Genomic DNA, 22,967 nt, shown 5'->3' with positions numbered 1-22,967 from the left:
AAATACCCCATTAACTTTTAGCAGCCATACCCCCTATCAAGTTCCCTACCGCCGCGCATTCTACAGGCTTCGAGAAAAAGTATCCCTGTCCGTAGAGGCATTTCAGAGCTTTGAGTTCAGCTATTTGCCATCTCGTTTCAACTCCTGTGGCAATCATGCCCATGCCTAACTCCTGAGTTATGGCAATAATTTTGTGAAGAATTTCTAAGTTCGGGTTGCTAGCATCAAGCCCGCTGACTAAAGAGCAATCCAGCTTCAAACTGTCGAATTTCCCATACTTCAGCCGCGTCAATTGGTAGAGGTGAGTTAATGATAAATCACTGAGACCGCAGTGGTCTATTTGTACTTGCAACCCTAAACTTTTAAGTTGGACAAAAACAGACCCAGCCAAATCTGGATTTTCCGTCACAACATATTCAGGAATTTCTAACCTCAAACTAGAAGGATCAAGATTTGTCTCCTTCAATATTTGGCATATTGTCTGGATTAAGTCGGCTTGGAAAAACTGTTTGCTAGTTAGATTCACGCTGACTGTTAAAGGAGACTGAAGACAAAATTGCGACTGCCAAATTCGCATCTGGCTGCAAGCTTGCCGCAGTACCCACTCGCCAATAGGAATAATCAAGCCCGTTTCTTCTGACAGTGTTAGGAATTCGTCTGGCCAAAGCAAGCCTCGATAGGGGTGCTGCCAGCGCAACAGTGCTTCAAAACTACTAATTTGGTTGGTTTCCAGGCAGACGATCGGCTGATAGTGAATCCGAAACTCCTCATTGGCAAGAGCCACCAGCAAATCATTCTCCAACTGAACTGATGCTGCACTGCTAATCTTTGCCGGAGCGGTTGTTTCTGTTGCTGTATTTGCGTGCAAATTCGCTGTTGAATATCCTGGTACGTACTCAGGCACTAACTGCTGTAACATTGAAACTATTAAATTGGTATCATTGCGATCGCCTGCTTGACAAAGAGCTTCTACTTCCAGATCGATATTTTCTTTCACTATGCGGCTGGCATTGCCCAAGCTAAGAATTTTTTCGTGTTTAGTGCGGTTGTATTGCTCGCCCGGAATAAACAGTTCTTCAAACAATTTTTCTCCAGGTCGCAGCCCTGTAAACGCGATTTCTATGTCTTGACCCACTTCATATCCTGAGAGTCGGATCAAGTCCTTGGCTAAATCGAAAATTCTGATCGGTTCCCCCATCTCTAGCATGAATACTTCCCCCCCGCCGCCGAGGACTGCTGCCTGCAAAACGAGTTGAACTGCTTCGGGAATTGTCATGAAATAGCGACAGATATCTGGATGGGTAATTGTGATCGGCCCGCCCTCAGCAATTTGTCGCTTGAAAGTGGGTACGACGCTACCGCGACTGCCAAGAACATTACCGAAACGAACCACTACAAAGGGGTTTTTGCTTTTTTTTGCTGCTTGCAGCACCAGCATTTCGGCAACTCTTTTGCTAGCTCCCATAATGCTAGTTGGATTCACCGCTTTGTCAGTGGAAATCATTACAAAGTGTTCTACATTGTATTTCAAGGCCAGATCCAGCAGATTTTTCGTCCCCCGCACATTGTTAGTAATCGCTTCCGGCGAGTTTAATTCCATCATGGGTACGTGTTTGTGAGCCGCTGCATGAAAAATGATGTCTGGCCTATTTTTTTCAAAAACGTACTCTAAGCGATCGATCAAACGAATGTCGGCGATAAAAGCTGTCAGGCGAGTAAGAGCTGTTTTGGTTTGGCTGGTCTTTTTGAGTTCTGACAGGACTTTTGTGAGCTCTTGTTGAATGTTGAATACAGAATTTTCTCCATGTCCGACGATGATGATTTCCGCAGGAGCGCACTTTAATATTTGCCGACAAAGTTCGCTGCCGATGGAGCCCCCGGCACCAGTAATTAGAACTTTCTTGCCTCCAATCAATCCCAAGACTTTCTGGGTATCGGTTTGAATGGGGGCGCGGCGGAGCAAGTCCTCAATCTGTACTTCTCTGAGGCTACCTAAACTGACGCGACCTTTGATGATTTCATTGAGGCCGGGGAGAGTGCTGGTTGGAATTCCAATTGACTGGCAAATTTCTACGATTTCCCTAATCTCTTTTCCCGGAGCTGAGGGGATGGCAATCATAACTTTGCCGATATTTAGCGATCGAACTACTTCCGGAATGTTGCAGCGATTCCCGACTACAGTCAGTCTGCCAATCTGCTTGGAGATTTTTTTGGGGTCGTCGTCAATGAAAGCGATTGGATCGAGTCCTACCTCCGGGCTCCTCTGCATCGTTTGCATCAGAGATGTGCCTGCACTGCCCGCACCGACTATCAGGACGCGATCGCGTTGCTGAACTTTCCACGGTTTTTGGTTCCATCTTTCGAGGGCTGGAATACTGAAACGAATGGCCGCAACTAACAAAAAGCTAATGATAGCGTCTAGTAGCGGCAGCGATCGTGGCAGATTTGCGATCGGCGAATTATTTAGCTGGTAGAGTTCTTGGAACAATATAATTTCTCCTGCTAGGGATATACCTATCAGCATCGTTATTTGTGCCATTTCTTCCAGACCCGCATACTGCCAGTAACGCTTGTAGAAGCCCCCCGCATAAAAGACTGCTAGTTTGACTGCTACAAATAATACTGTCACTAACGCTAGACTGTTTAGGTAGGGAGCCAGAGTTAATGTATCATCTAAACGAATTGCCAGGGCAAATAACGGTGCAATTGCTAAACAAATTGCATCGATTATTAAAAAATGACGGGTTCTTAATCCCACCAACACTTTGCTGATTCTTTTGACACTCATATTCATCCTACCCTATTACACAAAAACTTTACTAAACCTATATCTAGTACCTAATGCTGAGGTATTTTTTTATACCGCCCAGCCCGCTGAAATTAATCCGTCTTTCTTTTAATCCGGCATCACTCAAGTGATATCATTAAGGCGATTACCAAGAATACTTCGCCTCTCCTAATTGTGGTTTTTATTCTTTTTTTAGATTGAATTCTGAGATTTTAATGCTGAGTCAATCTTCTCCTAATACTGGTTCCCTTGCTCGTAAATTTATAATTCTTTACTTTTTTTTAACAAAAATATATAACTTATTTGTTATGGGGAACACACATATATTTGTTTAAACCATGACAGTGCTTGACTTAAGTGATACAATAGATATCCTCAATAATGAGTTGAAAAGCCTAGGGTGTTACTGTTTACCAAAAATCATTTTTCGGGAGTAACTGATGGAATCAACTGAAAGTGGTATCGGATTTCAGCAATACTGGCAGATTCTTAAGCGCAGGTGGCTGCCAGCTTTAGTTGTATTTGCCTCCGTTATTGCACTCGTCAGCTACAGTGCGATCGAGGAAAAGCCCATTTATGAAGCAGAAGGAAAGCTGTTATTTAAGAAAACAACTCCTGGTTCTGCTTTAACAGAATTGGGAAAAGAAATCGGACAGTTGACTCCTGCCGCAGAGCAAAGTAACCCTCTGACTACTGAGATCGAACTCGTTCGTTCTCTAGAAATTATTGAAAAAACTATCAATATACTTCAGTTAAAAGACGAAGAAAATAATCATCTCAAAACTAAAGATTTTTTGAAAAATCTGACTGTAGCTACTATTCGGGGAGCTGATATTCTCAGGATTTCATACAAACACAAAAATCCGCAAATAGCAGCAGATGTCGTAAAAACTCTAATGAACTATTATATAGATAACAATCAAAAAGTCAATCGCTTAGAAGCTGTGTCTGTTCGACAGTTTATTGAAAAAAAACTGCCTAATTCAGAGAAAGTTATGCGAAAAGCCGCGGGAGAATTGAGCAAATTTAAAGAAAATAATAAAGTTGTAAATCTTGAAGAAGAAGCTAAATCAGCAGTGGCAGTTATGGCGGAACTAGAAAGTCAAATCGACCAAGCTAAGTCTGATTTGCTCAAGGCAATTGCTAAGTCCAAAGCATTTGAAGACGAATTACAAATGAATCCCCAGCAAGCATTGACCGCCAGCACTCTCAGCCAATCTAGCACGGTGCAGGAAGCTCTCAAAGAGTACAAACAGATCGAGCGGCAGTTAGCAATTGAGCAAAACCGCTACCTGGAAACTTCGCCTGTAATAACTAGGTTAGAAACTAAGAAAGCTACTATAAAAGCTTTACTAGACCAACAAATACAACAAGTTTTAGGCGAAAAAAAGCTGTTGCCAACTCAAACTTTACAGATAGGAGAGGTGAAACCAAAACTGATCGAAGAATTTGTTAAGGTAGATGTAGAACGCCAGGGTTTGGCTGAGCGAGTTACTATTTTATCAAATGCTCTAGCTGGCTACAGGCAGCGAGTTAAAGTTTTGCCGAAGCTAGAGAAAGAAAAGCGCGAACTTGAAAGGAAACTTCAAGAAGCCGAAGCTGATTATGAAGAATTGCAGAAAAAACTTCAGCAAATTCGGATTACTGAAAATCAGCAAGTGGGGAATGCTAGGATTATCCAAAAGGCGAGTGTTCCTGAAGAACCAGTAGGTTCTCGCAAGCTTTTATTGCTGGTATCTGGCGGTTTGTTGGGAACTCTGCTAGCTATAGCTGCGGCGATACTTTTAGAATCTCAAGATAAGTCTGTGAAAACTATTGAAGAGGCGAGGGAATTGTTTGGGTTTACTTTGTTGGGGGTAATTCCTTTGCATAGAAAGCCGGACAAAAATCCTCGGCGCAATTCCCGGCAGATTAAGTCTGCTACGCAGGATTTAGAGCTATCTCCCGGACAGATTGTGGTTAGAGATACTCCTCATACTTCGAGCAGTGCTGCTTATCGAATGCTTCAGGCAAATCTGAGATTCCTGAGTTCTGATAAAGAGCTGAAAGTTATTGTTGTCAGTAGTTCGCTACCGCAAGAAGGCAAGTCTACGGTATCTGCTAATTTGGCTGTAGCTATAGCTCAATTAGGAAGGAAGGTTTTGTTGGTAGATGCGGATATGCACTGTCCTGTTCAACATCGGATTTGGGAACTTCCCAATCAAGTAGGTTTGAGCAACGTGATAGTCGGACAAGCTGGATTTGGGGATGCGATCGCACAAGTTATGGATAATTTAGATGTACTGAGTTGCGGTGTGATTCCGCCTAATCCAATGGCTCTGTTGGACTCGCAGCGGCTCACTTTATTAATTAAGCAATTTTCGGCTAGTTATGATGCCGTGATCGTTGATACTCCTGCTTTGAATGTTGCTGCTGATGCTCTGATTATCGGGAATAAAGCCGATGGGATTTTATTAGTAGTGCGACCTGGAGTTCTTCACTCTGGTACTGTGGCTTTTGCGAAGGAGCTATTGAAGAAATCAAATCAGCACGTTCTGGGCTTAGTGGTGAATGGAGTAAGTCCTAAAAACGAACCGCACAGTCATTACTATTTTACCAACGAATCTTACACTCAAGAGCAGAGTCCTGGTATTAAAAAAACGAATAACCAGTAACCAATAACAACAGTTAACTGTTAACTGAGAATTGACTAAATTGGCAGCCGCACTCCGAAAGTCGAGCCGAGTCCTTCCCCAGGACTTTCGGCCCAGACACTGCCGCCGTGGAGTTCCACGAGATGGCGGACGATCGCCAATCCCAGTCCCAAACCGCCGTAATTGCGCGTAGAAGTGCTGTCAGCTTGGCGGAAGCGATCGAACACAAAGGGCAAAAACTCCTTGCTGATGCCAATTCCGGTATCTCTGACAATGATCGAAACAGAGTGAATCGGAGACGGCCCAGATAACATGGCGCCACCCGCTGCTCCCGGTTCCCCATCCTCCGATAGGGTGATTTCCACGCGACCCGACGGCGGCGTAAACTTAATAGCATTCGAGAGCAAATTCCACACCACCTGCTGCAAACGAGTAGCATCCCCCCTCACCAAGCTCACCCCTTCATCACAAAAACTCACCACTTCAATTCCCCTAGCTTCAGCATCAGGGCTGAGCGCCTTCACGGCCGTTTCTACAATCCGTGCCAAATCCACCGGGCACAGCTTCAAACAGACTTTGCCACTCACAATCCGGGAAACGTCCAGCAAATCCTCAATCATCTGAGTCTGCAACCGCGCGTTTCGCTCAATAGTCTCCAAACCCACAGCCGTTTTTTCCGGACTCAATTTGCGCTGCCGCAGCATCTGGGCCCAGCCCAAAATCGCGTTCAGAGGCGTCCGCAACTCGTGAGAAAGCGTTCCCAAAAACTGGTCTTTAATCCGGTTGGCCTCGTCTGCTTCCCGGTAAAGCCGCGCATTGTCGATAGCCACCGCCGCATCCCGCGCCAAATCCTCAAGTAAAGCCAAGTCGTCCTGCCCGCAGCGGCGGCCCGACTCCCCGCACAGCAGCGAAATCGCTCCCAGCGTCCGCCCACGAGCGATCAGCGGCACGCAGATTGCCGACAGAACCTGGGATTGCGATCGCAGCACCAACTGCAGTTCCCTGTCTGGCACAACCGCCTCGATCACCCATTCCGGTATTTCTGGGTAGAGCTTCGACTCACCAGTCCGTAGCACCTTTGCTACTCCGTGCCGTCCATGGGGGTCTAGCGGCATACGCCGATCGATTTGCCACAGCAGAGCGACTTTGCTGGGATCAGAGTGAGCAACTGCTTGCAAGCGGATCGAGCCGTCGGTATCGAGCAAATGCACACAGCACCAATCCCCCAGCGCCGGTACTGTTAAATCTGCCAAACCTTGCAGCGCCTTCTCGTAATCTAGGGAAGCCGACGACAGCAAAGCCAAGGCTTGAGCGCTAAAATAGGCTGTTTGGGCCGATCGCTGGCGATCGTCAATATCGGTACAAGTCCCGAACCATTTGAGAATTTTCCCGTCAGCGTCCCGCACGGGTAATGCCCTGCCCAGATGCCAGCGGTAAGCTCCGTCAGATGCCCGTTTAAAGCGGTATTCCACCTCGTAAGTCTTCCCTGTCTCCACCGAGATCTTCCAGCTTTCTACGGAATTTTCCACGTCATCTGGATGCAGGGCTAGCTGCCACCCCCAGCCTTGAGTTTCCTCCAGCGTCAAGCCAGTATATTCAAACCAGCGCTGGTTGTAGTAGTCGAGCCAGCCGTCGGGTCTGGCAGTCCAAACTATTTGCGGGATAGCTTCAGCGAGGACGCGGTACAACTGTTCGCTGGCTTCGGCTTGGCGACGGGCGGCCTGTTCCCGGGCCAATGCCCAATTCCTCTGTTCTTCGGCCTCTTTGCGAGCGGTGATGTCGCTAATCACGCCGATCCACCTGCAGGGATTGCCTTGTTTGTCAAGCACTGCTTTGCCCCGATCGATCCAGTGGAGCAAGCGGCCCCGCTGGCACTGAACGCGGTATTCCTGAAAAAATGGGGCGGCAGAACTGTCTGGCGCACTCAAATACCGATCGACCGCTGCCAAAACTCGATCGCGGTCGATCGGGTGAACAATACTGTTCCAAGCTGCTCTTGTCCTCGGAAATCCGCCTTTTGCGTACTCCAAATGTTCGTCTACGTGACCGAACCACAGCACGATCCCGGTTTCGATATCCCATTCATAAATTAAATCACTGGCACTTTCTGCCGCAATCCGAAACCGCTCTTCAGACTGTCGCAGCACTTCTAGAAATTTAAAGCGTTCCGTCACGTCCAAAACCAGAGACAGCACCGATATCAACTGTCCAGAATCGCTGTAAAAAGCCGAATTGTACCACTCGCAGTGTACCAACGAACCCCACTTATTATAATTCGTGTTGCGAACTACATTGCAGCGATTTTCTGGTTTTTTTAAACTATAAATTGCCGATTCTACCTCTTCAAAATCCCCCCGACCGATAAATTTCCATTCGCTAAAATGCTTGCCTAAAACTTCTATTTTGTCCCAACCAAAAATCTTTTTTGCCGCAGGCGACCACCCACTGATCCGAAAGTTTTCATCCCACTCAATCACCGCTAGGGGGGTATTTTCAAAATGAGAAGTTAGTTTTTGCAGCGCCTCGCGCAGGGATGCTTCTACTTGCTTGCGCTTAGTAATATCCCCAAAAGAAATAGCAATGCCATCGCCCAATTTAACGGTCATAATCCGAAACCAGCCGACAATGCCTTCGCTGTTGTAATAAATCTCGGTGTCGAGGGGAATTCCTGTTTCTATAACTTCGACGTAACGGTCGAACAAATTATTATCTTTATGACCGGGCAGCACTTGCAGCAATCGCTTGCCGATTAATTCTTCAGGGGTACTCTGCTGAATTTTTGCCGCTGCGGGATTGACGTATTCCCATTCAAAATCCACAATTGTGGATTCGTCGCGAATGCTGCGGAACACGTTAAATCCGTCTAGAGATAATTCCTGAAAAACGCGGAAGCGTTCTTCGCTTTCTTGCAACTTGTCTACAGCGTCAAGCAGGAGTTCCTCGACTCGCTCCCGCTGTGTTATTTCTGCAAGCAATTGCTGGTTAATTTGCTGGAGTTCGCTTGTGGGGGATGGGAAGGAATTTTTAATAGCAGAGTCGGCTTGCGGTCGATCGACCTTTTGGGTTCGCAGCGCGGTATTTCCTGCAAAAGAGGCAGCTCCAGCCATAGCCAAGAATTGAGAAATCCAGGGTATCAGGGACGCTAAAGCCCACAAAGAGATGATAGCGGTTAAGCCGGCGATCGAACTTGACAGCCATTCGCTGGGATGCACCAGCATCCAAACTTGCATCAAGTGAGTTGTCCCGCCCCAGAAAAACCAGGCTCCCAATAGGAGAAATCCCTTACTCAAAGGCACGTCCGGCTGCTTCCGGGCATAGTATGTCAGAATTGCTGGAATTGAATAATAAGCCAAGGCAATTAACACATCGCTGACCGCGTGCAGTCCCATCAACTGGGCTTGCCACTGGCAACATCCGCCTTGCAGAATAAAATTGTGGTTAAATGACATAATCTTAATAAAATGGCAGCATTTCGGCTTTCCTGTGCGATCGATCCTAGTTGCACTTGTGTTGCTGACCCGCTAATTTCTAGTTTATACACAAAAAAACATAAAACAAGAGTGACTTTAGTTCGGGGAGGAAAGTTCATAGCAGGATTTAACCGGCCTGCAATATTCGTACATTTATTGAGAGGTTTAGGGAGAGTGAGGTACTATAATTCCCCAGGATGTACGAAATTCAATGCTATCTTTTGAATTCACAACTGACGTAAAAACAGATCGATTGAACTCACTTGATAAAGGGATTACTAGAGTGCCGTTCATTGAAACGGTTTAGCTAGAAGCTGGCAATATTCGATAAACTCATCTTTATTGAATCTATTTTTTGATAAGTTTGCCGATTCAGAAATCCTTTCAACATAAGAGAACCGACTTCTACTTGGAGGCTTAGAAATCCTGCCGGAGCAGATTGATGCTTGGAGCTTAGCATCCCCGCCTCTCGCCCCGGAATCAAAACTAATCTGTACCTGTATCAAAGTCTACTAAATTCTGCTACTAAATCGGTTAATGTCACAGATTATCTTCCAGTAAAATTTCTGAAACCATCTCGAATTAAACCTCCATGCGCTTAGAGCAGCTTCAAGCATTTCTTTCAGTTGCTGAAACTGGTAGCTTTCAGCAAGCGGCCCGGAAGTGCGGCGTTACCCAATCGACTATTAGCCGCCAAGTGCAGGGATTAGAAGCGGAAGTGGGTTTGTCGCTGTTTCACCGCACAGCCCACGCGAAACTGACTGTGGGAGGGGAATGCCTGTTACCTCACGCTCGCAAAATATGTCAGACTTGGCAAAATGCTGCTGAAGAATTGGGAGACTTACGGGCGGGAAAGCAGCCGGAACTGTGCGTGGCTGCGATTCACTCGGTTTGCGCTGCTTATTTGCCGCCTGTGCTGCAAAAGTTTTGCCGCGACTATCCAGACGTGCAGTTGCGGGTGACTTCCCTCGGGAGCGATCGAGCTCTGAAAGTCCTCAAAGACGGTTTGGTGGACATCGCGGTGGTAATGAACAACCGCCATTTTACTCAAGCCCCGGAAATGTTGGTTGAGGTGCTCTACAATGAGCCGATCGAGGTATTGATGGCCGCTAGTCATCCCCTGGCCGAGTACGATCGAGTACCTTGGCCGGAATTGATTTGTTACCCGCAAGTGGTGTTTAAGGACGGGTACGGAATGCAGCGGATGGTGCAAGAACAATTTGGACGCATAGGTGCTAAACTTCATGCTGTTTTGGAACTCAACACTCTTGATGCTTTTCGGGGTGTGGTGCGACAGGGAGAATTGATTGCTTTGCTGCCGCATTCAGCTTTGGTGGACGCGAAGGGCGATCGCACTTTAGCAGTGCGGTCGATCGCCCAAGAGCGCTCAAATTCCAAGGTTTCGGCGATCGGTCAATTGGCCGCAGATCCCACTTGGACTCGCGAAGTGGTATTAGTGACAACTCACGATCGAATGCAAATTCCGCCGATCGCCCATTTTTGGAATCTGGTACGCGAATTTGTGCCGCCACTTGATGTAATCAAGCTAGAAAAATCAGGCAGTTAATTAGATAATTTTGAATTGAATTTTGGGAATTTTAAATTTAAAACGATTCAAATATTACCAATTACTAACTACCAATTACTAACTTCAAAAGTTATGAGTGACGCATTTAGAGAATTGCTGCGAAAAATTGGCAGCGGAGTACACACAGGAGAAAACTTAACTCGTTCCGAAGCAGCAGCAGCCACGCGGATGATGCTGCTGGGGGAAGCAACACCGGCTCAAATCGGAGCTTTTATGATTGCCCACCGCATTAAACGGCCCACTGGGGAAGAATTAGCCGGAATGCTCGATGCTTATGAAGAATTGGGCCCTATGCTTGCCCCCCCAAACCGAGAAAAAGGTTTTTCCGTCTCTACCGTCGCCGTATTTGGCGTTGCTTACGACGGGCGATCGCGAACGGCTCCAATTAGCCCTTTAACAGCCCTAATTTTAGCCGCCTCTGGCGTCCCAAGCCTCATGCACGGGGGCGATACCATGCCAACCAAGGAAGGCATTCCCCTGATTGAAATTTGGCGCGGTTTGGGAGTAGACTGGAGAAAACTGACTTTAGAAAAAGTCCAGCAAGTTTTTGACAGTACGGGTTTAGGTTTTGTTTACCTTCCCAAGCATTTTCCTCAAGCAGCAGCTTTAGTACCCTACCGCCGCGAAATTGGCAAACGACCACCTTTTTCCACAATGGAGTTGATGTGGTGTCCCTGTGCCGGCGACGTTAATGTCATATCCGGCTACGTCCACCCGCCCACAGAAGGTATGTTTCAAAAAGCCTTTGAGTTGCGGGGAATCAAAAATTATACCACTGTCAAGGGATTGGAGGGAAGCTGCGATTTGCCGCGCGATCGTACTGCGATTATCGGCATTGCTAAGCCGGACGCTGACTTCGAGCGAGTGCTTTTGGCCCACGGAGATTACGGTTTTAGCAGCACAAATCCTGCCTTTGAATCAGCCTCTGAGTTATTCAAACAAATGCAGGAAGTGTTGCTGGGAAAACCCTCGGAATTGATGCAGTCCGCTATCTGGAACGGCGGATTTTATCTGTGGCTCAGCGGAATTTGTTTGGATATGAACTCGGGTTTGATTGAGGCAGAAACTTTATTGAGTAGTGGTCAAGTCGTGCAAAAACTTGAGGAAGTTAGCCAAGCCGTTAGCGTTTTGAGTTGAGAATGACAGTTGAAAGTTGACAGTTAACCGTTAACTACTGACTGCTGACTACTAGACATCTCCAATAATTATTGTTGAACAGGCATCTTGCCTGTTCAAAACAGGCAATTCTTACGATGACTACTGACTAATGACTAACCATCAAATTGCTGTAATTGTGCTTGCCGGCGGCCAAAGTTCGCGGATGGGTAGGGATAAAGCTCTGCTGGAAATTCAGGGCAAATCCCTATTGCAGCGGGCGTTGGAAGTGGCGGCAGTTGTAACGCCAGCAGTTTATGTTCTGACTGCTTGGCCCGATCGCTATCGATCGACCTTAACCGAAACATCACAATTTCTTGTAGAGTACAATCCAGGCTCCGGGCCATTGGTTGCATTGACTCAGGGATTGACAGAAATTGCCGCCGAGTGGATTTTACTGTTAGCTTGTGATTTGCCTTTGTTGGATACCCAGATTATTCAGAAGTGGGCAAGTCAGTTAACAGAATTTCCCCCATCAACTTTAGCAGTTGTGCCTTATCACAATTCGCGCTGGGAGCCTTTGTGTGGCTTCTACCGCCAACAATCTCTGCCCAGTTTGCAAAGTTTTATTGACAAAGGGGGACGTTCCTTTCAAGTGTGGTTAAATCAAACCTCCGCCATCCCTCTACCTGTAGGGGAACGAGAAGCAGTAATGTTATCCAATTGCAATACATTAGAAGAGTTTGAGCAATTAAAAGGTAAAATGGTTGACAGTTGACGGTTAACTGACTAATGACTAATGACTACTGACTAAGGATTAATTACTAATGATTAACGAATATTGGTTGCTCGATCGCAATATAACCTTCCTCAATCACGGCTCTTTTGGGGCTTGTCCGATTCCCGTACTCGAAGCGCAAACCATTTTTCGAGAACAACTGGAAAGAGAACCATTGCGCTTTTTACTGCGGGAATTTGAACCATTGTTGGATAATGCAAGAAATCAGTTAGCAGCATTTATTGGTGCGAGTGAGGATGACTTGGCGTTTGTCCCGAATGCGACGACGGGAGTCAATGCAGTTTTGCGATCGCTCTGTTTTTCTTCGGGCGACGAATTGCTAACTACAAATCAAGAATACAACGCTTGTCGCAACACACTTAATTTTGTAGCCGAGCGTACAGGCGCTAAAGTAATAGTAGCAGAAGTCCCCTTTCCAATTGAGTCACCCGACCAAATTATTGAAGCAATAATTAAGTGCGTTTCACCGAAAACAAAGTTAGCCTTATTAGACCACGTTGTCAGCCAAACAGGTTTAATATTTCCCATCAAACAATTAGTCGGCGAGTTAGCTAACCGTGGCGTCGATGTATTAGTAGACGGAGCTCACGCGCCGGGAATGGTAGCCTTGAATTTAGAGGAAATTGGCGCGGCTTACTATACCGGAAATTGCCACAAATGGCTGTGTACGCCGAAAGGTGCGGGCTTTTTATACGTGCGGCGCGACAAGCAAAATGCCATTCGGCCAACTACGATCAGTCACGGTGCTAATTCGCCCCGCGCTGATAAATCGCGCTTTCAATTAGAATTTGATTGGATGGGAACTGTCGATCCCAGTCCCTATTTGTGCGTGCCTGTAGCTATTGATTTTATGGGTTCTTTGTTGAGCGGCGGCTGGCCGGAATTGAGGGCAAAAAATCATGCTTTAGCCTTGGCGGGGAGAAAAATATTGGCAGACAAATTAGATTTGCCACTGCCTTGTCCTGATGAAATGGTGGGTTCTATGGCGGTTGTGCAACTGGTAGACTCTCAGTCTGATGTGGTTGCAAAGGGAGGAATCCCACCTTTGCAAGAGGCACTGTGGGAGATTTTCAAGATAGAAGTTCCGGTGATTCCTTGGCCGGATGCTAGCAAGCAGTTGGTGAGGATTTCGGCTCAGTTGTACAATACTTTGCCACAGTATCAATATTTAGCTAAGGCGCTGGTTGAGCTGACGAAAATTTGAGCTGAAGCTTCCCGAAAATAAACATAACACCCAGCTACGAACAGTTATAGGTTTCTAGTTAGGATGAAGTTTTCATAGTTTTAGTGAATACAGAGTATTCGTCCTTACTACCAACATAATAATTGTTATCAAACAAGGCACAATTAGAAGTATAAATTCGGCAAATAATAATCTTTAACACTTTTTTAATTTGTTACCATTTACCTCAGATAAAAAACTGCTCTTAATCCCGATAGCCATAGATTTCTCCAATCTGCCCAAGCCCAATAAAGTTTGTAAATAGCCCGCGAAATTTTTTAAGTTAAAACAGGGTTTTCAAATCGGATAGCGCCCAACTTCCGCGCAACACAATATAATGTATCAACATTTGCATTTTCGCAGACAAAACAAAGGAAAGGAAAAGAGGAAAATATCATGTCCAATGCCATGATGGTAATTTACCCCTACCGCGAACAGTACACCTGGGTTTTTGACGACGAGCGAGTCGGACTTGTGCGAGAACCATTTGTTCAGGGCGTCCCGGAAATGATTAACGCGCTCGTCGCAGACATTCCCAATGCCGCTCAAGGTTTCCGACTTTTATTTTCAGCCAATCCATTTCCCGGATATCAAGCAGAAATGCTGTGGTTGAAAGCAGAATACGGCGGTAACTGGTATCGGTGGGAATCCAAAAATCTCGAAGGCTGGCTGTGTCCGGCTATGTTCAAATACTTTCCAGAAGCACCGCCCAAGTTTTACTGCAAAGCTGAAAAACTGCAATAATTAACAGCAAGTCAATGAAAAACTTGTCAATTTTTAAAAGAGACTTTGTTACACCAGTCGATCAAACCTCTCGAAAAAAGCCTAAATTCTTCCTGTATATAGTGGGGCTATTTTTCCTAGTCTTCACCGCCGCCATCTCGGCCACAATGGGGGCAATTACTGCCCTGTTAGCTCCCGTGGAACCCCCAATTATCAATAGAGTATTAGAGGCGACTGGCTTTGACTATCTATCCTCCAACCGCTCTGGATACCGCCTGTCGCGGTCAGTTAATATCTTGATATTGGGAATTGACGGCGTGCCTGAAGCTGCAGCCAATGGCCCTAAGATTTTTGAGGGCCGCAGCGATACAATACTCTTATTTCACCTCGATCCTAGAGATAAATCTATTAGTTTGCTTTCTGTTCCGCGAGATACTAAAGTCGAAGTTCCCGGAATTCGCTTTAGCAAAATTAGCGAAGCCAATGCTAGAGGAGGAGCAGCTTTGGCGACGCGATTGGTTAGCAGTATGCTGAACAATACGAAAATAGAACGATACGTGCGAGTCAGCAGCAATGCGTTTCGGGAATTAGTCGATTTAGTGGGCGGAATTGAGGTATTTGTACCTCGCGCCATGTCGTATACAGATAGCGCCCAAAAGTTAAAAATAAACTTAGCCAAGGGATGGCAAACTCTCAACGGAGAACAAGCAGAACAATTTGCTCGATTTCGCAACGATGGTTTAGGAGATATCGGCCGTATTCAGCGACAGCAATCTTTAATTCAAGCTATTCGGAACCGCCTCACAAGTCCATCAGTATTGGTGCGCTTGCCACAAATTGTGCGATTGATGCAAAAATATGTGGATACAAACCTAAATTATGAGGAAATATTGACCCTGGCAAATTTTGGTTTGCAATTGGATCGAGAGAATTTTAAAATGGTAATGTTGCCTGGAAGTTCTAGTTCAGAACAAGCCGATTTGAGGAGTTATTGGATTGTAGATGCGATCGGGCTGGAGCGCATTATGACACAATATTTCAATCAGAGCGTGCCGGATTTTGCACAAGGACGAGTTCGCAATCCAACTGAGTCCGTTTTGCCCAAAAACCTCAAAATAGCTGTCCAAAACGCTTCTAGCAAACCGACAACGGCAAAAAACGTTGGTGAGCTTCTCACAAAAAAGGGCTTTTTTAATGTATCTGTAGTGCAGGATTCACCCCAGAAGGAGCGTCAAAGTCTAATTATTGTTCAGCAAGGCGATTTAGAGGCAGCGAATCTACTGCAAAAAGAATTAGGAGGCGGTAAAATTGAAGCATCTTCTACCGGTGAAATCAATTCTGACTTGACGCTTCGCGTTGGCGAAGATTGGGTAAAGCGATTTTGATGAGTCATGAGCCAATTACCATGAGCGCAATATCTGTGAAAAGTGTTTTCAGAATTTTCCTGAGCCTGTTTGTAAGTTTAGTGTTGGCTTTGGGGTGGGTGCTGCTGAGTGCTACTCCGGCATTGGCCCTGCCGAAAACAAATATTAATTACACAAATATTAATTTGTCCGATCGCGATTTTTCCAACTCGAATTTAGCGGGGGGAACATTTGTCGCTGCTGAAATGCGGGGAACAAATTTTCAAGGTGCTGATTTAACTAATGCGATTTTGACTAAGGGAGTTTTACTAAATGCCAACTTATCAGGTGCGAACCTCTCCGGTGCTTTGGCAGATAGAGTTACATTCGACGGCGCTAATTTGACGAATGCTAATTTTTCCGAGGCAATTATGACTCGAACTCGGTTTTTTGATGCTGCAATTTCTGGCGCAGATTTTACTGACGCGATTATCGACGCTTATCAAGTAACTATCCTGTGCGAAAAAGCAGATGGTGTCAATCCCGTGACGGGAGTTCCTACCCGCGAAAGTTTGGGATGTCCCTAAATATTTACACTTACAGGAATTACGCCAAAATGGGTTTTACGGGCTACTTATAGCGGTTACATTTATCGCGGTAAAGTGCGCAGTGGACACCCTACATAGGGCTTGCTGAATAAAGAGAAAAAAGAGATGTTTTATGGATTTGTCAGCGCGGCTGGGGTGGTCAAATGCAATAATTGCTGCTAAGATGTCTCAAAACCAGTGCATCATTACCTGCGATCGTGTACCGAAAAGTCTCGCGGTGCCCCAAGCCCAGCAGCAGAGTTTGAACTCCCCAACGGGTGCGCGTTAGCAGCAGATAATCGTTGGGGGAGCATCTCATATTTGTAAAAACACTTGTTCTGACTCCTTCTTTCTGAGCCTTTCCTACTGGATCCTGTCTCCTGCCTTCAATTCCTACCTTGGGTGCTTTCATTGAGATGCTCCCTCAGCTTTGTGGGGTATCACTCTTTTTTATGAGCTAGTTTGCGGATACGAGACGATGCTGGTGGCAAATTCAAATATTCATTTTTATCTTCAACAACTGAGGCTCTAGATGCTGGATACTTCTTGCGTTTAGGGGCATGATTCGCAACTGTACCCAAGCATGGTATGCCAAAATTTTCTAATTGAGTGAAAACCTTTTGAACTACGGAAAAGGGAACCTGCTGAATTGCTACAACCATCAATATGCCATCTGTGCGCGCAGCTAAAAAATTCGTATCTTTACTGTCAACGAGCGACGGCGTATCGTAGATAACTAAGTCAAATTTTGCCTGAAGTTCTTCCATTAAATACTGCATCCCAGATGAGGCCAGCCGTCGGGCAGTACCAGGACCAGGGACACCGGCAGTTAATACAAAAAGATTATCTGTTAGATGCGATCGTTGGATAATTTCATTGGGTTCGTTTTTATGGTCGAGCAAGTTGCTCAATCCCTTGACATTAGGCAGTTCCAGCAGCAAGTGCACGCTGGGCGAATGCAAATTCGCGTCTACTAACAGCACTCGCTGACCCGCCAGCGCTGCCACGTGAGCTAAGTTTAAAGCAACGGTAGATTTTCCTTCGCCAACTGTAGCCGAACCAACTGCCAAAGAGCTAATCGTTCGATTGGAAGAAAGAAAGCGGATATTAGTATAAAGAGAGTCAAAAGCTTCTATAAATTCCGCAGCATTTTTCTTATTACCCTCTTTTCTTTCCAGATAAGCATAGGCATTAGCAATAGAAGGGGGCAATTTTCTAGCATTTTTGTCCAGAGGAATTGCTCCTAATAAAGGTGCTTCAACCGCATCTTTAACATCATCAGCACAGTAGAAAATATTGCGGAACTTTTCAATAAGGATAGCAGCTCCCAGACCCAAAACTAGCGCTCCAACAATTGCCATCATTAATTTGTTTTTAGCTTTCGAGGCAACTGGAATCAGGTTGCCCTTCTCATCTCGCGGTATGCCTGGTTCAGAAATTATTTCCCAAGGTACTTGGCTTTGAGCTGCTTGGACGCGCAGAGTTTCCCGCTGACTTAAAAGTTGATCGCGGGTGCGGGCAGCTACTTCTAATTGCTGTTGCAGTTCGTTGTAGCGGCGGGCTATAGTGGGGAATTCTGTTGCTTGTCGGTTTAAATTATTTTTAGTTTGGGTGATTGCTTGAAGGCGAGCTTCTAAGACTTCAACTTGGTTAGCAGTATCCACCAATTGTTTAATCAAGCCTATGCGAATAGAATTTTGAAAATTTTGAACTTTAGAATTAGCTTGAGTGCCGACTAAATTTTGCCCCAAAATTCTATCAGTTTGCTGGTTGAGCAAAGCTACTAAATTTGCCCGCTTGCGCTCTAAAGCTTCCACTATAGGGTTAGCAGATTTAAAACGAGCTGTTTCTACAGCAATCTGACCTTCTACTTCCTTAACCTTGGTCAGCAACTCTTTATATTGAGGCTCTTCGCTTAAAGCTGAAGCGGCAATAGCTTCATTTGGTGTAAAATCTAATTGTTTTTGCAAGTTAGCGTACAGCGTTTTCTGTTCTTGCAGTAGCCTTTGAGTTTCTAACTCTAAAGTTTCTACGGCACGAACTTGCTGGATTAATTGCGCGCCTTGTTCTTGAGGATTGGTAATCTTTTGCTTCTCCTGTATCACCTGTAACTCCGATTTCAGGCTGTTTACGCGCTTATTGAGTCCCGGAAGCTGGTCTTCAATAAATTTAACACCTTCACCAATCCGAGTCTTGCGTTCATCAAGACTGTACTTTAAATATTTCTTTTTAGTTTCTTGTAAAACGAACTCAATTAATTTAGGGTCATCCCCCATGAAGCGAACTTGCAAAATTTTAGTGAGCGTCATCTGATCTTCTCCCATCCGCAAAACAATTAATTCTTTTTCAAGAATTTTTTCTGTAACTTTTGGATATCGTTTTTGGACTTGTTTTGCAATAGCAGAAAGCATCTGAGGACTCTTGAGAATTTCAAGTTGAGTTGCGTAGTCCAAACTAAAAAAATCTCGATTAGGTACTCCTCCCCCCTCGCTGCGATTGGCTAGGGCAGCGGGGTCAGCAATTCTTGCCTCCGTTGTCACGGGTTCCACTAGCATCCGAAAATCGCCTTGATATGTTTTCTTGCCTCCCTGGATCTGATAAACAGCTCCAGCGCCCACTAGACCTATAATCCCAATAATGATGAGGGCTTGTCGCTGAAAAGTCCTCAACAACGGTTTAACATTCAATCCTTTCTGAGGCTGCGCGCTTAACTCTTCTCCCTCGTCAACGGAAAATTGCTGCACCTGTCGGCTCTGGTTGCTAATGGGTACGATATGAGCGTCCTGTTCTCTTTCCATGTTGACCTCTTGGATATTGTGTGGGTAAAATCAGCTTTCTTCTGCGAGCCTTCGGGTTGATACTTTGAGCATTGGCTTAAGGATATCACACGAAATTATTGGTTGGTCGAGCCCACTTCCTTCTAATAGTTCTCACTCTTTTCACATAGTATACAAAAATAACTAAATCCCTATGCTATGCCCGCGGCAAAAGTTCTTTTACAACTGCTGGATAGTTATATCAGACTGCATTTGAGTCTGCTGCGTTGTGCTTGTATTTAAGGTTTCCGGGCGAGGAAGCCAACTTTTTCAGGTGTCGCTCAGCTTCGCGACAGGGAACTCAATAACTTTACTAAACTTTTACAATTGACTGTAACACCTGAGCCACCACTTGCGCTGGTATTGGTTTTTCTTCTATGCCATTTTTCGGTTCGCAGTCAACTGCAGAAGCATATGTTAACTTACTACTTAACTGACAGGCTAAAACGTTTGGCATTTTCTATGTAGATATAATTAGTAACATTCAGCAAATTTTTGGAACGGCAACTAATCGAATCAATTTCCGAGAAAAATCTGTCTCTTCTCTTAATTATAAACTTTTTGAGTAGCTGGGTGACTGTTGAAGTTGATCGGCTTACTCATCGTCCTCCTTATATCACACACTACTCTCAATAGTGTGCAACCGACATAAAATTTAATAATTTGTTTTTTCAGGATTGATCGACATCTCGAACAACTCAAGCCTTGTCGGTTTTTCTACCGGGGCGGATGGTGCTGCGCTATTTATGCTTTTTAGTATAAAAACTAGGTTTTGGGTTCGGGGGCTATTACTAAAACAATCGCTTTTATTAGCCCTCCGAGCGAAAGCAATAGCAATCCTTTCGGTAAACGCGCAACAGTTTTTTTATTAACCGATGCAATAAGAAGATGACACATTGTTAAATAAAAAAAGAGTTCGCACCGCATAGGAGGATTGCTATTGCTTTCGCTCGGATTAGCTATTGGTAGTTATTGTTTTTTGATTTTACTAATTACCAACTACTTTTTATTAGCGCTTACTGCTTTTGTGCTTTTCTTTCTCGAAGTTTCAACAAAATTTCTGCATGAACTTCGCGGGTTATGGGATAAAAATATGTGAGAATCATGCCAGCTATTAAAGCAATTGTGGGCAGCGGTCCGATCGCAACTCGAATGGCAAAGAGTGCAGAATCTGGTTGTACGGGTGTTGGCTGTCCCGGAACTGTAGATAGAAATCCAGCTCCTTCTAATGCTTGGCCTACCAACCACAAACCCACTGCCAATCCGATTTTTTGCAGCAATACCATAAACGAATAGAAAACGCCTTCGCGTCTTTCTCCTGTTTGCAGTTCGTCGAGTTCGATCACATCCGGTATCATCGACCAAGGTATTAGATAAGCCGTGGAAACTCCGACACCTGCCATGACTGCTAATAGGTACATCTGCAATACTTGTCCTGGTTGGAGGAAAAACAGTCCAGCTTGGGCAATAATCCACAAACTCATGCCCATAAAATATACGGCTTTTTTGCCGTATCTCTCGCTGACTTTACTCCAAACAAATAGCATGATTAATGCAGTGCCTTGAACTGCGATCGCAACTAAGCTAAAAACGTACTGTGGCTGTTGCATCCAGTTAACAACAAAGTAGGGAATAATAGTAGCAGTCAACTGCACTCCCAGCCAAGAAAAAAGATAAATTCCAATTACGTACAAAAAAGGGCGATTGCTAAATGCAATCTGCAACTGTTCTTTCAGTGGCAAGGATGTAGAATTATCGAGTTCTGCGTTTTCTAGTAGTTGAGCTGCGACGTGCTTGCGAGTTCCCAAAACGCACCAGTACAAAGGTAAGACAGAGATAACAGCAGAGATTGCACCTAAGACTAAATATTGTTGATTCGGGTTCTTGTCAAATACAGCAAAGATAATTAGAGCTAAGATTAATGAAAAGATGCTGCCGCCAATGGAGAAAGCAAATCGAAAACTATTAAGGCTAGTGCGTTCGTTGTAGTCTTGAGTAAGTTCTGGAGTCAGGGCAGTGTAGGGAAGATTGACAGCCGTGTAGGCGGTGTTGAACAAAATGCTGATCGCAACATAGTACCAAAATAACACTGTGTGATCCGTGCTAGGTACAATCCACTGCAATAAGAAGAATATGCCGAAGGGAATGCCACCATATACTATCCAAGGATATCGGCGGCCCCAAGGATGAGAAGTGCGATCGCTCAAAACCCCCACAATCGGGTCGTTTATGGCATCCCAAACCTTGCCTATCACCAAAATATTGCTAGCTAAGCCAGCAGGTAAACCAGCGACATTGGTAAAGAAAACTAGCAGGTAAAATGCCAAAACATTAGCGGTAATTGCCGGGCCGAGATCGCCTGCACCGTAAGCTAATTTTGTCGAGAGGCTGAGTTTTGGTGTTCTGGGGTTGTCGGCGGCTGGTTGAGGCGGGGAAATGTTGCTCATAAACTTTGATTTCGGGATTTTTTGGCAGTCACAGTCTTTCCAGTAGGAGTATAACTCGCGCTACGCCCTAATACTAAGTTTTTTGTAGCGATCGGGACAAGCTTGAAGATTTGGTAATTGATAATTGGTAATTGGTAATTGATAGGTTGGTGGGGGCAGGTTTACGAGATTATTGGTCTTAGGCAATTATTCTTGGTAAAACCTGCCCCTACTTAAGGAAACAGTTGCGAAATCTGAACTTCTATTTCTGGAAATGCCAGCATTGACAAAACATCATCTTCATTAAATACTGTTTCTTGTCGGTAGTCTGCCTCGCCCGGTTCGCGAAAAACATAAACTTGTCGCGTATTAATATCAAGTATCCAATAATCAGTAATTCCCGCCTTAGCATAAGCCGGTGCTTTTCGCTTGCGGTCTGTTTCTAAGGTGGTATCAGCTATTTCTACTAATAAAAAAATGTTGGCGGGTGCGGGATGAAAATCTTGGTACAGCCGAGGGTCGATTTGCACTACAGCAATATCCGGTTCTGGTTCTGAATTATAGCTTAGAGCGATCGGGTCTTGGATGCGAATTAAAGCAAGTCCTGCCAGCAGATTTCTAAGATAGTCGGCTGCACAGAGATTAGTTGCTGCGTGGGGAGGATTTTTTGCACTCATTGAAATAATTTGCCCGTCAATTAATTCGACTCGTTCATCGGGATTGAGAATGCCTGTTTCGGTCATGCGGCGATATTCCTCTACAGTCCACAAGCGTAAATCTGTTACAGTCATGGCACAATTTCCTTGGGCGATATTATCTATTATCGATTCACATTCTAGTTTTTCTTAAATTACTCGGTCAACAATCTAGATTTTGTTGTAATTGCTCCCACACACCACAAAATGGCATTGACAATCTCCGATCGCTGAATATCTTCGGCGTCTAAAAAACTTGCAAACTCTTCCTCAATATTCAAATGGTCTGCAAAATCATAAAGTATGCGCTTGTATTCAGTTGGCATCGGTATTAAAGTAGCTTTCACTAAATCGAAAAGCGTGTTCAAACAGTTGAGGATAGTAGCTGACTCGTCAAAATCTTCGGCATCGAGCAAGTACAGCGTTTCCGCAATGTCGCAAATAGCGTCTATTTGTGTGGGTGGCTTTCCCAGTTTGCTGACATCGATATGGCACAATTTGAGAGCGTTAATCGCTAGTTCGGGACGCGTAAAAAATACAAGTTGACCGCCGGCTACTAAGGGCGGCTCTTGTTCTCCATAGACAATTAGAGTATATAGATTTGGTATTTCGGTGCCGGGGTCGATCCGAAAACCAAACAGCCACAACAATTTTTCTGTATTTGGGTTTGCTGTTTGCAGTGTTGTTGGAAAATTGTTTGGTTCTGACATTAATTTTTAATCCTTAAAATACGCTCTTAAACTCGGTTTCTACGCAAATTTTTTGTTTTTGTGATAAATCTA

Annotated in this window: 15 protein-coding genes; 8 read left to right on the top strand and 7 right to left on the bottom strand. The window is 44.9% G+C overall.

Going from position 1 to position 22,967, the window contains the following annotated elements:
• Positions 1 to 10 precede the first annotated feature (10 nt).
• Complete coding sequence (locus tag QUA45_RS02015; RefSeq protein WP_333219146.1) at positions 11 to 2,788, bottom strand: polysaccharide biosynthesis protein; 2,778 nt, start codon at positions 2,786 to 2,788, stop codon at positions 11 to 13.
• Between the two features lie 440 nt (positions 2,789 to 3,228).
• Between QUA45_RS02015 and QUA45_RS02010 the strand changes: the two genes are divergently transcribed.
• Complete coding sequence (locus QUA45_RS02010) at positions 3,229 to 5,442, top strand: polysaccharide biosynthesis tyrosine autokinase (protein WP_333096350.1); 2,214 nt, start codon at positions 3,229 to 3,231, stop codon at positions 5,440 to 5,442.
• 35 nt (positions 5,443 to 5,477) lie between these two features.
• Here QUA45_RS02010 and QUA45_RS02005 read toward each other — a convergent pair whose 3' ends face one another.
• The gene (locus QUA45_RS02005) at positions 5,478 to 8,870 is read right to left on the bottom strand and encodes a PAS domain S-box protein (protein WP_333096352.1); all 3,393 of its coding nucleotides are present in this window, start codon (positions 8,868 to 8,870) and stop codon (positions 5,478 to 5,480) included.
• Between the two features lie 613 nt (positions 8,871 to 9,483).
• On the opposite strand from QUA45_RS02005, the gene QUA45_RS02000 reads away from it, so the two are divergent.
• The 7 genes from QUA45_RS02000 to QUA45_RS01970 all read left to right on the top strand — a co-directional run bounded on the left by QUA45_RS02000 (position 9,484) and on the right by QUA45_RS01970 (position 16,248).
• Positions 9,484 to 10,458, top strand: coding sequence for a LysR family transcriptional regulator (locus QUA45_RS02000; RefSeq protein WP_333096354.1), 975 nt, complete (start codon positions 9,484 to 9,486; stop codon positions 10,456 to 10,458).
• Positions 10,459 to 10,551: 93 nt separating this feature from the next.
• Positions 10,552 to 11,616: an anthranilate phosphoribosyltransferase family protein gene (locus QUA45_RS01995; RefSeq protein ID WP_333096355.1), complete on the top strand. Its 1,065-nt coding sequence runs from the start codon at positions 10,552 to 10,554 to the stop codon at positions 11,614 to 11,616.
• Positions 11,617 to 11,746: 130 nt separating this feature from the next.
• Positions 11,747 to 12,352, top strand: a complete 606-nt coding sequence (locus QUA45_RS01990; RefSeq protein ID WP_333096357.1) for a molybdenum cofactor guanylyltransferase — start codon at positions 11,747 to 11,749, stop codon at positions 12,350 to 12,352.
• Between the two features lie 49 nt (positions 12,353 to 12,401).
• On the top strand, positions 12,402 to 13,577 hold the full coding sequence (locus QUA45_RS01985; RefSeq protein WP_333096359.1) for an aminotransferase class V-fold PLP-dependent enzyme: 1,176 nt from the start codon (positions 12,402 to 12,404) through the stop codon (positions 13,575 to 13,577).
• Between the two features lie 414 nt (positions 13,578 to 13,991).
• Positions 13,992 to 14,339, top strand: coding sequence for a DUF6717 family protein (locus tag QUA45_RS01980; protein WP_015175132.1), 348 nt, complete (start codon positions 13,992 to 13,994; stop codon positions 14,337 to 14,339).
• A gap of 14 nt (positions 14,340 to 14,353) precedes the next feature.
• The gene (locus QUA45_RS01975) at positions 14,354 to 15,703 is read left to right on the top strand and encodes an LCP family protein (protein WP_333096361.1); all 1,350 of its coding nucleotides are present in this window, start codon (positions 14,354 to 14,356) and stop codon (positions 15,701 to 15,703) included.
• Positions 15,704 to 15,723: 20 nt separating this feature from the next.
• The gene (locus QUA45_RS01970; protein WP_333096363.1) at positions 15,724 to 16,248 is read left to right on the top strand and encodes a pentapeptide repeat-containing protein; all 525 of its coding nucleotides are present in this window, start codon (positions 15,724 to 15,726) and stop codon (positions 16,246 to 16,248) included.
• Between the two features lie 160 nt (positions 16,249 to 16,408).
• On the opposite strand, the gene QUA45_RS01965 is transcribed toward QUA45_RS01970, so the two are convergent.
• The 5 genes from QUA45_RS01965 to QUA45_RS01945 all read right to left on the bottom strand — a co-directional run bounded on the left by QUA45_RS01965 (position 16,409) and on the right by QUA45_RS01945 (position 22,895).
• Positions 16,409 to 16,660 (bottom strand): hypothetical protein, encoded by a 252-nt coding sequence (locus QUA45_RS01965; RefSeq protein WP_333096365.1) that lies wholly within the window; start codon positions 16,658 to 16,660, stop codon positions 16,409 to 16,411.
• Between the two features lie 28 nt (positions 16,661 to 16,688).
• Positions 16,689 to 19,046: a polysaccharide biosynthesis tyrosine autokinase gene (locus QUA45_RS01960; protein WP_333096367.1), complete on the bottom strand. Its 2,358-nt coding sequence runs from the start codon at positions 19,044 to 19,046 to the stop codon at positions 16,689 to 16,691.
• A gap of 1,034 nt (positions 19,047 to 20,080) precedes the next feature.
• Positions 20,081 to 21,511, bottom strand: coding sequence for an MFS transporter (locus QUA45_RS01955; RefSeq protein WP_333096371.1), 1,431 nt, complete (start codon positions 21,509 to 21,511; stop codon positions 20,081 to 20,083).
• A gap of 212 nt (positions 21,512 to 21,723) precedes the next feature.
• Positions 21,724 to 22,281 carry a Uma2 family endonuclease gene (locus QUA45_RS01950; RefSeq protein WP_333096373.1) on the bottom strand — a complete coding sequence of 186 codons (558 nt, stop codon included), beginning with the start codon at positions 22,279 to 22,281 and terminating at the stop codon, positions 21,724 to 21,726.
• A 59-nt stretch (positions 22,282 to 22,340) separates the two neighbouring features.
• The gene (locus QUA45_RS01945; protein ID WP_333096375.1) at positions 22,341 to 22,895 is read right to left on the bottom strand and encodes a hypothetical protein; all 555 of its coding nucleotides are present in this window, start codon (positions 22,893 to 22,895) and stop codon (positions 22,341 to 22,343) included.
• Positions 22,896 to 22,967: the final 72 nt, after the last annotated feature.

It is taken from the genome of Microcoleus sp. Pol12A5 (assembly GCF_036701435.1).
Taxonomy (GTDB): domain Bacteria; phylum Cyanobacteriota; class Cyanobacteriia; order Cyanobacteriales; family Microcoleaceae; genus Microcoleus.
Note: the sequence above shows the minus strand (reverse complement) of the source record. Positions and strands in the feature narration are given on the sequence as shown.

Excerpts from the sequence above, each read along its gene's own strand:
- QUA45_RS02010 (WP_333096350.1), top strand. The coding sequence starts at position 3,229 with ATGGAATCAACTGAAAGTGGTATCGGATTTCAGCAATACTGGCAGATT.
- QUA45_RS01945 (WP_333096375.1), bottom strand. The coding sequence starts at position 22,895 with ATGTCAGAACCAAACAATTTTCCAACAACACTGCAAACAGCAAACCCA.
- QUA45_RS02000 (WP_333096354.1), top strand. The coding sequence starts at position 9,484 with ATGCGCTTAGAGCAGCTTCAAGCATTTCTTTCAGTTGCTGAAACTGGT.
- QUA45_RS01965 (WP_333096365.1), bottom strand. The coding sequence starts at position 16,660 with ATGAAAGCACCCAAGGTAGGAATTGAAGGCAGGAGACAGGATCCAGTA.
- QUA45_RS02005 (WP_333096352.1), bottom strand. The coding sequence starts at position 8,870 with ATGTCATTTAACCACAATTTTATTCTGCAAGGCGGATGTTGCCAGTGG.
- QUA45_RS02015 (WP_333219146.1), bottom strand. The coding sequence starts at position 2,788 with ATGAGTGTCAAAAGAATCAGCAAAGTGTTGGTGGGATTAAGAACCCGT.
- QUA45_RS01990 (WP_333096357.1), top strand. The coding sequence starts at position 11,747 with ATGACTAACCATCAAATTGCTGTAATTGTGCTTGCCGGCGGCCAAAGT.
- QUA45_RS01970 (WP_333096363.1), top strand. The coding sequence starts at position 15,724 with ATGAGCGCAATATCTGTGAAAAGTGTTTTCAGAATTTTCCTGAGCCTG.
- QUA45_RS01985 (WP_333096359.1), top strand. The coding sequence starts at position 12,402 with ATGATTAACGAATATTGGTTGCTCGATCGCAATATAACCTTCCTCAAT.
- QUA45_RS01975 (WP_333096361.1), top strand. The coding sequence starts at position 14,354 with ATGAAAAACTTGTCAATTTTTAAAAGAGACTTTGTTACACCAGTCGAT.
- QUA45_RS01980 (WP_015175132.1), top strand. The coding sequence starts at position 13,992 with ATGTCCAATGCCATGATGGTAATTTACCCCTACCGCGAACAGTACACC.
- QUA45_RS01960 (WP_333096367.1), bottom strand. The coding sequence starts at position 19,046 with ATGGAAAGAGAACAGGACGCTCATATCGTACCCATTAGCAACCAGAGC.
- QUA45_RS01950 (WP_333096373.1), bottom strand. The coding sequence starts at position 22,281 with ATGACTGTAACAGATTTACGCTTGTGGACTGTAGAGGAATATCGCCGC.
- QUA45_RS01995 (WP_333096355.1), top strand. The coding sequence starts at position 10,552 with ATGAGTGACGCATTTAGAGAATTGCTGCGAAAAATTGGCAGCGGAGTA.
- QUA45_RS01955 (WP_333096371.1), bottom strand. The coding sequence starts at position 21,511 with ATGAGCAACATTTCCCCGCCTCAACCAGCCGCCGACAACCCCAGAACA.